This is a genomic window from Edaphobacter aggregans DSM 19364, from assembly GCF_000745965.1.
Classification (GTDB): Bacteria; Acidobacteriota; Terriglobia; order Terriglobales; family Acidobacteriaceae; genus Edaphobacter; species Edaphobacter aggregans.
Window position 1 is genome coordinate 1 of record NZ_JQKI01000162.1, and the last position, 10984, is coordinate 10984.

The window sequence follows — 10984 nt, forward strand, 5'->3', positions numbered from 1 at the left end:
CCGGTAGTGCGCAACTTCGCAGCCACCGCTGCATTACTCGCTCCTCCGGCACACTCCAGAATGATCCGGGCGCGAAACGCTGCCGACCTGGCGCTCCGCGACTGTCTCGCGATGCGCTCCAACTCGACTCTCTGCGCTGGGCTCACTGCCAGTTCATGCTTCTTGGGACGTCCACGGCGCGATTCCATAACTCACGATAGGACACAAGTCCATTTTATGCAATCTATTTATGACTCATGAGAATCGAACCTATCTCATAAGTCCACCTCAGGTGGTTCACATGCCGTCGCACATAACTTGCGGTTTGTTTGAATGTAAGTCAGTGAGGAGCACGAGGTGTTGCAAAGGCTGAACTCAGCGGTGAAGCTGATTCAGAGAACTACCCCGGAGGCTCCTCGAGAGACGATATGTATTACATCGGACTGGATGTTCACAAGAGGAGGATCAGCTAATGCGTGAAGGACGCGGCTGGTCACGTGCATCAGGAAGGAAAGATCGGGTCCACCCGGCGCGAGCTGGACGCTCAGCGAAACGGATGAGCCACTCGTGGCTCATCGAATCGAAGGAAGTTACGACACACTACCCATCATCAGGACCTTCCCGAGCGAGTTACAGTCATCCGCCCTCGTCACCCGTTTGAGGGAAGGTCGCTTGAGTTCTTTCGGACGATGCATCGCAGAGGGCGACTGTATCTCATCCTGATCCTGCCCGATGGTAGTAAGTCTCTGATCCCCGCGGAGTGGACAGATTTTGTCTCTGCAACTCGGCCTCGACAGGCTGTCTCTGTGCGGGCCACAGCCACGCTGGGTTCCGTGGAGGACTTGCTTCACGTGTGCGCTATCACAGACGCTCTCCTCAACCGCCTCGCGGCCATAACAAGCGAAGCGGCTGAGAAGGAGAGCCCCCTTGCAGGAAAACCAACCGAGTCTCTTCGATCTGCTTCTCGACGAAAGCTGTCCCTGGGAAGCCCTACAGGCCGAGCAACAGCTTCTGGCCATCGAGATGCTGGCGCGGCTGATCGCCAACGCCACCCTGCCCCACGACAAGGAGAAGAACGATGAATGAATCCGGCAAGGTAAAGCTCAGTCATACCCGGCGCATGGCTTTCGTCTATATTCGCCAGTCCAGCCCTTCGCAGGTGGAGTACAACCGGGAGTCGACGGCGCGGCAGTACGCTTTGGTGGAAAGGGCCTGCGAGCTGGGGTGGACTAGGGAACAAGTAATGGTCGTTGATGAAGACCTTGGCCTTTCCGGCTCTGGATCGGTGAAGCGCTCCGGCTTCGCACGCATGACCGCGGAAGTAGCTCTGGGCCATGTGGGCATCGTGCTGGGACTTGAAGTCTCCCGCCTGGCGCGCAACAACGCTGACTGGTATCGCCTTCTCGACCTGTGCGGTATGACGGATACGCTGATCGGAGACAGCGAGGGGATATATCATCCGGCTCTTTTTAACGATCGTCTGATCCTTGGCTTGAAAGGCACCATGTCGGAGGCAGAACTTCATATCCTGCGCGCCCGGCTTGATGGCGGAATCCGCAACAAAGCAGCGCGCGGCGAGCTGCGCCGTGGTCTGCCCGTAGGTTTCGTGTGGGGCGAAGAGGACGGCGAAGTTCGTTTCCATCCTGACGAGGCCGTGGTCGGCGCAATTGGCACGGTGTTCTCGAAGTTCACGGAACTGGGATCGGCCCGCAAGGTCTGGCTCTGGTTCCGCTCTGAAGGACTTTCCTTCCCGTTGCGCGCCAGCATGAAGAGCCAGATCCGCTGGGTTGCTCCTACGTATACCGCCATCCATCATGTGCTCACCAATCCGGTGTATGCTGGCGCCTATGCTTACGGAAAGTGCCGCGATGAACGTTACGTCGATGAACAGGGCAGGTTCCGCAGACGAACGCGTCATCTGCCCATGGCCGAGTGGGCGGTGCTTCTTCCGGATCACCATCCAGGCTTCATCGACTGGGCAACCTACCAGGCCAACCAGGCCCGCATCAACGCCAACGTTCATCCCCAACCTCACCAGGCCGGCGGCGCAGTGAGAGAAGGCGCTGCACTGCTGCAAGGTCTGGCTACTTGCGGCAAATGTGGCCGCCATCTGCATACTCACTATCGCGGCAGAAATGCTTCGCCCGGCTATCACTGCTCGGGCAAAGACATCGTCCAGGGACGAGGCGTTTACTGTCTCAACGTCGGCGGTATCCAGATCGATCAAGCGGTGGCGGATGCGTTTCTGAAAGCGTTGACGCCCGCTGCGGTGGAAGCTACCGAACAGGCTATGCGGCAACTGGAAGCGGATCACGATGCCGCACTCGGGCAATGGCGCCTGGCGGTAGAACGTGCGCGCTATGAGGCCGAACGTGCCGAACGCCAGTATCGCGCGGTAGATCCGGAAAACAGGCTGGTGACGCGCGGCCTGGAAAGCGAATGGGAGAAACGGCTGCGCGATCTCGCAGCGGCTGAGGCAGAGCTCGAGCGCAGGCAGCAACAGCGTCCTCACACACTCAGCGTGGAAGAGAAAACCAGGATACGTGCTATCGGTTCCGATCTGCGCAAAGTCTGGACAGCGCCCACCACCACGGATCGCGATCGCAAGGAACTTTTGCGTACGCTGCTGGAAGAGGTGATCGTGGCTGTGGATCGCCCCGAACATCGGGCCCATCTGACGCTCCGCTGGCGGGGTGGCGAGTTGACCGAGATCGATCTTCCTCTGCCGCGCTCCCAGCCACGCGGTCTGCGCACCAGCGAAGACACACTCTCGCTGTTACCCCGTCTGGCAGCTCTCTATCCCGACGAGGTCATCGCCGGCATCCTGAATCGTCAGGGACGCAAGACAGCGACTGGGGAACGCTTCACCGCCAATCAGGTCGGCAGTCTACGACGTTATCGCGGCATCCCGCGTTTCCAGCCACCGGCACAGCCTCCCATGGGCGAAGTCGTCCCTATCCGCAAGGCTGCGCAGATCCTGGGCATGAACACCTCCACCATCCATCGCTGGCTGGCCGAAGGCTTCATCGCCGGTGAACAGGTTACTCCCGGCGCGCCGTGGCAGATCCGCATCACCGAAGAACTGCGCGCGCGAATCGTGGAGCAGGCCCCGCCGGAGTATCTGCCTATGCTGGAAGCGACCATGAAACTCGGCATCTCGCCCCAGACGGTGTTGCAGCGTGTAAAGCGTGGCGACCTACAAGCCATGCTTGTTACGTGCGGACGACGCAAAGGCTTGCGAATCAGAGTTGTAGATGATCAACCCATGTTATTTGCAACTACTTCATGAGTCTGGGGGCAGTATGAAGCTGGATCCAAAAATCCTCTGATGTCTGCATCCAGCACGAAGCTCACTTTCTTCCGCGCCCTGTTGAACAATTTTGTCCTCCAGAGCCGCTACTCCTAGCGGCGGTTGCCGGCCGTCTGGTTTCGGAATGTACACCCTTTTCGATGGTTGGGCTCGATATGCGCCGCGGTGAACCCGGCTGTGCAGGTCGATGATATGGCCTTCCAACTCGGTTTCATACTCCGTCCACATCACGCCGTCCACTCCGGGAGCTGCTTTACGCTTGAGTGCGTAAAAGCTGTCACGGAGCAACGCAATCGTTAGGTGGTGGAGCAAAGCAGTGAACTTCATCTCCTTCCGTTCCCTTGCTGCTCTACGCACACCCAACAACCCCTGTGACACGCTAACCCCGCTCTGTGTCGGGCGCGTGCTAGGTTGATGGATGTTCTCCTTGATCAGCGGCCTTCCCTCCTCGTCCTCCGCAGACGGTTTCCCATCTTTGTTCGAACGATTCATCGGTAGTACACCGCTGTCCGACTCCTCTGGGACGTACATGTGGGCCGTACGGCTAATGCCTTCTCCCACCGACCTGTTGAATCGCTTCATTTCAGGCACCCCTGAGGTCTCCCGGTTCTCGTGCGTGGAGTGTCCAGACGTGCATGGGGTCTACGACTACGCGGGACTGACCTTGAACTCGCGCTAACGTCCACAGCCATGTTGCCTTCCGCATTGACGACTACGTCGGCATCCCGATTGGAATTTTCCGGAGCTCGATACCCAGCCCATCTGTTCCCCTGTTTACGCTTCAGCGGGCGCCTCACGACGCCTACTGCAAAACTCGGGGCCGAGTGGCTCGCTACACCTTTCTCGTAAGGCTCTTTCATCCTCTACTCCACGCCGGTTTATCCCGGCGCACCGTCAACTATTCTTTCCATCGGGAATTTTGTTTGTCGTCGGTCGGGTGTTCCAATTGTCGCCCGTCACCCGGCTCTGTGTCCGGTGCGTGTGCGACTCAGGCGTGTTCCCCTTGGCCCCTTCCCTTGGCTCCACCGACTCCGCCTCCGATCGTCCGGTCTTGTTCGCCGGCTTCGCAGCTACTGTGGAAGGGTCTGACTTCTCCGGTTCGTTCATCATCGGCTACGGCTCCTCGCCTTCCCGACACGGACCACCCCTTAACTGCAAATGGCCAAACTGGAGATCTCCCGGTTCCCAAGCAAAGAGCGTCCGTACATGCCAGGGTCTCCGACCACGCAGAACCGTTCGGGCACTCGCGTTGTCGCACCCGTTCGTCTTGCCTTCCGCATAGGTAACTGCGTCGGCGTCCTGGATGAGAAATATTTCGTGGCTCAATGGCTGGCCTGCACGCTCCCCTGTCAACGCTTCGCCGCACACCTCGCGGTATGCTGCGCATGACTCGGGGTCGGTGTGGTTCGCTATACCTTCACCGTAATGGACTTGCACCATCTACTCCTTGCCGGTCTCCCGGCGCACTACATAAATTTCCGCTTCGTGAGGTGTCCCCAACCTGCTTCTAAACGCGGCACACCCACACTTCGATCTGATTAGCGCCGAATCGCCCGAACCCGTGAAATGGGATTCGAGATTGTGCCGTTCGACCAAAATGACCCGATGGCACAGACTTGAGATATCAATACGCTTAAGCGCCCAGACAGTCGAATTCGGTTACCGCAGCAGAGCCTATTGAGGTAGAATCATCCAGCCGAAACCGGGTCCACTGTGGTCGTTTTTAAACACTCTTCGAGAACTGACAACTTCGGCGGAACCTACGGCTGCAAAAGTCATGATGTGCGCCTTAGACCATCAATGAAAGCAGTGCGATTCAGTGGCAATCGAATCCACAATTTCAACCCAGTGAGGTTGCCCCGTGAGCAGCCACCAATCCAACCAATCCAACCAAGGCTTTGACGAACCCGGTCGTACTCTGCAGTTCTGGTCCCGGGTTTTCTTAGCCCTGGTGTTCCTTCCTACATCGGTATCGTGGGGGCAAGAGACACGCACGGCGGAGATCGAACGTCAGCGTGCCGAGAAAGCCGCGAACCCTCAGCCTGAGAAACCGGATAAGACTGAAAAGACGATTAGATTCGTCGACGATCATCAGATCGTCGAGCGGCTTAGCACTGGATATTACGGTTGGAATGTGCGATTCGGTGGCCTCCCTCAGCGGAGCGGGTTTGCTCTGGGGCCGGAATACAAGTTGCAAAGTGATTTCCTGGGCGGCAACACGTTTCGCGTTGGGGCTCAGCTTTCCACTAAGCTTTATGAGAAGTACTACGCGAACTGGGAAGTCCCTCACGTCGCTCGCGATCACATCTCCGTCGACTTCAACGCCGCTCATCGCAACTACACTCAGGTCGATTACTTCGGACCTGGACCGGATTCCTCTGAAGATGCGCGCACGGATTATCGTTTAGAAGATACCTCCCTGGATGCGTTGGTCGGCATCAAACCGGCGAAGCACGTGCAGTTGGGCGGTGCTGCGGGATACCTATGGGTGAATGTCGGTCCTGGCACTTCCGGCAGCGTTCCCTCGACCGATCAAGTCTTTCCGCCGAGTCTTGCCCCAGGGATCGATCGCCAGACAGACTTCCTCCGTTACGGACCCTATGTGCAAGTCGATTATCTGGATAGCTCTGTGAAGCCCGCCAACGGAGGCCTCTACACGTTCCAGTACATCTGGTATGAAGACCAAAAGTTGGGTGGATATGATTTCCAACGCATGGATGCCGAGATCCAGCAATACTTCGGCTTTTTCAACAACACGAGAGTGTTGGCGTTCGGTGCCAGGACAACCCTCACGACCGCCGGACGTGGCCAGGTAATACCTTTCTACATGCAGCCAACCGTGGGAGGCTCGAACGATCTTCGCGGCTTCCCTGCCTTTCGCTTTTATGACAACAACAGCTTCGTCTTAAACGGAGAGTATCGCTGGCATGTGATGAGCCTTCTTGATATGGCTGTGTTCGCCGATGCCGGAAAGGTGTTCCCGCGGCGCGGCGAGCTGAACTTCGGCAACCTCCAGGTCGATGGCGGTGTTGGGTTCCGATTCAATGTAAAAGGACAGCCATTCATGCGCGTGGACATAGCAGCGGGCAACGAAGGCGTCCAGGTCTGGTTGAAATTCAATCAAATCTTTGCTCGGCAGCCAGCGGGCACCGCTGCGCAACCGATCCGGTAGGGGCACGTGATGAGAATACCGCTGCCGCACCTCGTTATCGTGGTCCTTCTGCTTCCTACGGTAACATTCGCCCAGAGCTTTTATCCTGACGATCCTTTGCTAAAAGACCCTAGTCCCCGGGACGCTTCGGGCGTCAAGGCGCAAAAGCTGGATGACTACTACGATCTGATAGAGAATTCGTTCAGCGGCAAAGGCAAGCCAAAGAAAGAGGTTGCACCCCCTCCAGCCCGCAACATCAATACTCTCGGCGAACCGATGGACGGAGCCTGGTACACCCATCGGCACTATTGGAAACCAATGAGCGACGAGGATCTCGCGCGGGGGCCAGGTGGAAAGAATCCGCCCTCGTCGGAGGGTCCCTGGAGGATCACTTCCGCCAAAACAGAGGGTATTTCGCCTGGCTTTGTGATGAAAGATTCTAAAGGGGATCGGTACTTTGTGAAGTTCGATCCCCTGAGCAATCCTGAACTGGCAACCGGCGCTGAGATGATCTCGGCTCGCATGTTTTACGCGTTGGGTTATCACGTCCCAGATTACTACCTGATACATTTTACGCGCGCAAAACTCGTGTTAGGCGAAGGTGTGGAGTTCGTTGACGAGGAGGGACGAAAGCGCAAGATGGATCCGACTGACATCGACAAACTGCTGGCCAAAGTTCCACCAGCAGGCGACGGCGGATACCGCGCGATTGTGAGCGTCCAGTTACCTGGTAAACCGAAAGGGCCATTCCAATATTTTGGAGTGCGGTCCGATGATCCCAACGATGTAGTCCCGCACGAGCATCGGCGTGAACTCCGTGGCATGTATGTCTTCGCTGCCTGGTTGAATCACAACGACTCCCGCTCGATCAACACGTTCGACACACTTGTGAATGATGGCGGATCGGCCTACCTGCGGCATTATCTCATCGATTTTGGTTCGACACTGGGGAGCTGGAGCACGGCGGCGAAGCCGGCGCGCGTCGGCGGCGAGTACTACCTTGGGTTCAACGACGCACCCAAACAAATGCTGACCTTCGGACTCCTAGTGCCGTACTGGGCGAAAGCCCGTTACCCCGGCTACTCTTCCGTAGGTGGCTTCGACTCAGCCGCATTTGAACCCGACAAGTGGCTGCCTGACTATCCGAACGCCGCATTTCTTAATCGCCTACCGGATGACGAATTCTGGGCTGCGAAGCAGGTGATGGCGGTCACCGACGAGCAGATCCGTGCCATCGTGAAGACCGCACAGTATTCCGATCCAAAGGTCGAGCAATATATCGCGAATACATTGATTGTTCGCCGAGACAAGATCGGCAAGGTGTTCCTCGACCGTGTGCTTCCTCTTGACAAGTTCGGTGTAGAAAACGGTGAGCTCATTTTTCACGATCTCGCTCGGGAATATAATCTGAAGACGAATGGCCAGTTCCAAATCGCCTGGTCACATTTCGACAATCAGTCGCAGAAAAAGACGCCGATTGCTTCCGTAACCGGCTTCCGGCTGCCTTCCGAAGCCTTGAAAGGCTCCTCCGTATCGTATGTCACTGCCGATACTTGGCGTGGAGACGACAAGAAGAAAGCAGTGACGGTCTATCTCCGCATTGAGGAAGGCAGCTCGGAGGTCGTCGGGGTCGATCGGACCTGGTGAGGAACCCGAGTCCTGTCCAATCCATGAGAAGAAGCTAAGAGCAAACAACTCCAACGGGAAAGAGCGTGACTCATCTGAAAGATAGAATCACATCCGGGATACACTCACCGCGAAGAGTTGTTCGAGGCGCGCTGCGGCTGTTGCTCGTTGTGTCTCTTTTCTCCGCCGCTGTATGTGGTCGTGTAATTTCTGCGTCTGAAACAGCGTCGGTGAAGATCGTCGTGAGCGGCGACGTACAGTTTCGCAGTGGCTGGGACTGGTGGTCAGGGGGCTTGAAGTATCGGAGGCCGGTGCTGGAGGCTATCGCGGCTGAGAAAGCGGACGTCGTCGTCTTCAACGGAGATCTTGTGGAAAAGGGATCGGACAAAGGTGACTGGGCGCTCTTCGATCGCGAGATGCGCGGTGCACTGAAAAGCACGTCTACGTTTGTTTCTACCATCGGCAACCACGACCTCAAAGGCAACAAAGACCTGGCGCTGCGGCAGTTCTTCAGCCATGTCAAAGCGGCGGAAGGCCGCAGGTACTACTCCTTCCAGCGCGGACCAGTGCTGCTGCTGATACTCAACAGCAACGAATCGCTAGCACCAGGCAGCACCCAACGGGAATGGTTCCAATCCGAATTGAGCCATGTGCGACGATGTGAAGTACGTCCTCGTTACCATGCACCACCCGATGGTCACCCGCTCCCGAAGTCGCGGCTTCACACGGGGACACGCGGCTCTGCCCGAACACAAGGAACTCGCGAGTTGGGTCGAGTCGTGGTCGGGCAAGGCGCATTACCGGATCATTGCGTTCTCCGGGCATGTGCACAACTATGAGCGCTATGATTTGAACGGGGTCATGTTCGTTGTAAGTGGAGGATCAGGCGGTCGGCCGCATGTAATTGAGCGCGAGGCGCGCGATGCTTATACAGGTAAGGGTCCGACATACCACTATTGCGTGATCGAGGCGGATTCGAACCAGTTCCGTTTCCGCATGCGCCGCTTCGACACCAAAGACCGTCAATGGAGAGACGCGGATTCGTTCACGCTGATGGCTTGGTAGGCACGAAGTGATGTCCGGTTGCGACAATCCGATCTCTCGCGAACTCGGCAGTGCCGCTAACCAGGGGATCAGTATCGTTGAGTTTGGATAACAGTTCATCCATGCAATCACATTCTTCGAGGGCCGCAAAGATGAAGGGGCCCGAGGCGCGCAACCACGCATTTCCGCTCTTGATGAAAGCGCCGGCGATCTGCAATCGCGTATCGGTGAGCTTGCCGAAAGTTTCCACCCCCAGTCTGGCACGCTGTGTCGGGCTTACTTTGCTGTCCAACAGCGGGAGCAACAGTCCACGTACGTTCAGGTTGCGCGGGTGACGATGGAGCGCGCGACATTCTGGGAAAAGCTATGGCATACTTTGCCAAGGGGCAGAAGTGAAGTACGCCTTGATTCGACGCAACCGCCGTCTGTGGCCGATTCGGGTACAGTGCCGCATGCTTGGAATCAGTGTGGCCGGCTACCACGAGCACTTCCTTCGTCGCCTGCATATCGTCCGGCGTCGGCATCTGACTGCAGAGGCTCTCGTCGTGCATATCCGCGCTGTATACGCCGCGAACCGCGGAGCATATGGCTGGCCGCGCATCTGGCGGGAACTCCACGCTCAGGGCATCCGCGTGGGCAAGCAGCGCGTGCAGCGACTGATGCGGCAGCACGGTACCCTAGAGAGAAGATGATCGAACAGGACTACCAATATACGGACAGAGATTGTCGCGCTTCTCCATGCGGCGCGGACCGCGTCAGCCCGCAGCGTCAATGCCCTGATGACTGCAAGCTACTGGGCGATCGGACGGCGCATCGTCCAATTCGAGCAGCAGGGAGAGGAGCGAGCTGAGTACGGAGATGCCCTGGTCAGCCAACTCGCAGACGATCTGACCCGGCAATTTGGCCGGGGGTTCAGTCAACCGAATCTCTGGAAGATGCGTGCTTTTTACTTGGCTTGGCCTGACAAACAGATTCTCTCGACAGTGTCGAGAGAATCTTCAAAGTCATTTTCTTCCAAAGATGTAGCTTTACTACCGTCGGACGTTGAGGCGTCGGCAGCGGCGTTCCCGTTGCCCTGGTCTTCTTACGTTCGCCTGCTGTCCGTGAAAAGAACCGAGGCACGAGCGTTCTACGAAGCCGAAGCGCTCCGCTCCGGCTGGTCCATGAGGCAACTCAATCGGCAAATCGAAAGCCAACTCTATGAGCGGATTGCCCTGTCCCGAAACAAAGCCGCAATGCTGGAAAAGGCGGAAAAGGCAGAGCCGAACGATACGATTACACCGGAAGAGGCCATCAAAGACCCGTTCGTCCTCGAATTCCTCGATCTCAAAGATGAATACTCCGAATCTGAACTTGAAGATGCCCTGATCCAGCATCTTGCTGACTTCTTATTGGAACTGGGCGATGACTTTGCGTTTCTGGGTCGTCAACGGCGTTTACGGTTAGACGATACATGGTTCCGTATTGACCTCATTTTCTTCCATCGCCGTTTGCGCTGTCTGGTCATCATTGACTTGTTCTGTGGCCGACCACATAAGAGTTCTTGATCGGCATAGGGGCGGCAGTCACCTGCCGACCGCCGAGTAGGCCCGGGGAATTTCACCCCGAGCCTCTCACAGAACCGGACTTAAACCTCTCGGCTTATCCGGCTCGTGCCACCCACGGAAGACTGCCGTCTTCCACCGACATCGAGTTCCTCCGGTTGCCCGTTGACTCGGATCAGTTCGGGTGACCTGCTCCCTTTGCTCCTCGGGAATTACCCCGGATCAACGCTCCTACGGAGCAGTCCGCCCCTGGCTTGCGCATTGGTACTTTCGGCCTCACGGGGCTTCCGCTTGTGCCTTTTCCCTTACCATCGCAAACCAAGTTCTCAA

Annotated in this window: 9 protein-coding genes and 3 pseudogenes; 9 read left to right on the forward strand and 3 right to left on the reverse strand. The window is 57.1% G+C overall.

Annotated elements, in window-relative coordinates:
• Positions 1–188 (reverse strand): annotated as a pseudogene (locus Q363_RS43235) (hypothetical protein); the annotation flags it as partial.
• 429 nt (positions 189–617) lie between these two features.
• Between Q363_RS43235 and Q363_RS46985 the strand changes: the two are divergent.
• The 3 genes and pseudogenes from Q363_RS46985 to Q363_RS27635 all read left to right on the forward strand — a co-directional run.
• A pseudogene (locus Q363_RS46985) lies at positions 618–830 on the forward strand (DUF5372 family protein); the annotation flags it as partial.
• A gap of 76 nt (positions 831–906) precedes the next feature.
• A complete protein-coding gene (locus Q363_RS44845) occupies positions 907–1065 on the forward strand; it encodes a hypothetical protein (RefSeq protein ID WP_157467694.1) in 159 nt (52 codons plus the stop codon).
• Entirely contained in the window at positions 1058–3268 is a 2211-nt protein-coding gene (locus Q363_RS27635) for a recombinase family protein (RefSeq protein ID WP_035357132.1), read from the forward strand. Before Q363_RS44845 ends, Q363_RS27635 begins: the two co-directional genes overlap by 8 nt.
• A gap of 915 nt (positions 3269–4183) precedes the next feature.
• Here Q363_RS27635 and Q363_RS27645 read toward each other — a convergent pair.
• Entirely contained in the window at positions 4184–4399 is a 216-nt protein-coding gene (locus Q363_RS27645; RefSeq protein ID WP_035357133.1) for a hypothetical protein, read from the reverse strand.
• Positions 4400–5150: 751 nt separating this feature from the next.
• Here Q363_RS27645 and Q363_RS27655 point away from each other — a divergent pair.
• The 4 genes and pseudogenes from Q363_RS27655 (at position 5151) to Q363_RS44850 (ending at position 9131) form a co-directional block, all read left to right on the forward strand.
• Positions 5151–6461, forward strand: a complete 1311-nt coding sequence (locus tag Q363_RS27655; RefSeq protein WP_035357134.1) for a BamA/TamA family outer membrane protein — start codon at positions 5151–5153, stop codon at positions 6459–6461.
• A gap of 9 nt (positions 6462–6470) precedes the next feature.
• A complete protein-coding gene (locus Q363_RS27660) occupies positions 6471–8087 on the forward strand; it encodes a hypothetical protein (RefSeq protein WP_035357135.1) in 1617 nt (538 codons plus the stop codon).
• A 221-nt stretch (positions 8088–8308) separates the two neighbouring features.
• Positions 8309–8575 (forward strand): annotated as a pseudogene (locus Q363_RS46990) (metallophosphoesterase); the annotation flags it as partial.
• A gap of 139 nt (positions 8576–8714) precedes the next feature.
• Positions 8715–9131 (forward strand): hypothetical protein, encoded by a 417-nt coding sequence (locus tag Q363_RS44850; protein WP_035357137.1) that lies wholly within the window; start codon positions 8715–8717, stop codon positions 9129–9131.
• Here the strand turns inward: Q363_RS44850 and Q363_RS27675 are convergent.
• Positions 9112–9360, reverse strand: coding sequence for a hypothetical protein (locus tag Q363_RS27675; RefSeq protein WP_035357138.1), 249 nt, complete (start codon positions 9358–9360; stop codon positions 9112–9114). The genes Q363_RS44850 and Q363_RS27675 overlap by 20 nt on opposite strands.
• Before the next feature lie 154 nt (positions 9361–9514).
• On the opposite strand from Q363_RS27675, the gene Q363_RS27680 reads away from it, so the two are divergent.
• Together Q363_RS27680 and Q363_RS27685 are read left to right on the forward strand one after the other, a co-directional pair.
• Complete coding sequence (locus tag Q363_RS27680) at positions 9515–9802, forward strand: IS3 family transposase (RefSeq protein ID WP_157467700.1); 288 nt, start codon at positions 9515–9517, stop codon at positions 9800–9802.
• A gap of 87 nt (positions 9803–9889) precedes the next feature.
• Entirely contained in the window at positions 9890–10657 is a 768-nt protein-coding gene (locus Q363_RS27685; RefSeq protein WP_245632519.1) for a PDDEXK nuclease domain-containing protein, read from the forward strand.
• The last annotated feature ends 327 nt before the right edge of the window (positions 10658–10984 follow it).

Coding starts and splice junctions, on each gene's coding strand:
- Q363_RS27635 (WP_035357132.1), top strand. CDS start 1,058: ATGAATGAATCCGGCAAGGTAAAGCTCAGTCATACCCGGCGCATGGCT.
- Q363_RS27660 (WP_035357135.1), top strand. CDS start 6,471: ATGAGAATACCGCTGCCGCACCTCGTTATCGTGGTCCTTCTGCTTCCT.
- Q363_RS44850 (WP_035357137.1), top strand. CDS start 8,715: ATGTGCGACGATGTGAAGTACGTCCTCGTTACCATGCACCACCCGATG.
- Q363_RS27685 (WP_245632519.1), top strand. CDS start 9,890: ATGACTGCAAGCTACTGGGCGATCGGACGGCGCATCGTCCAATTCGAG.
- Q363_RS27645 (WP_035357133.1), bottom strand. CDS start 4,399: ATGATGAACGAACCGGAGAAGTCAGACCCTTCCACAGTAGCTGCGAAG.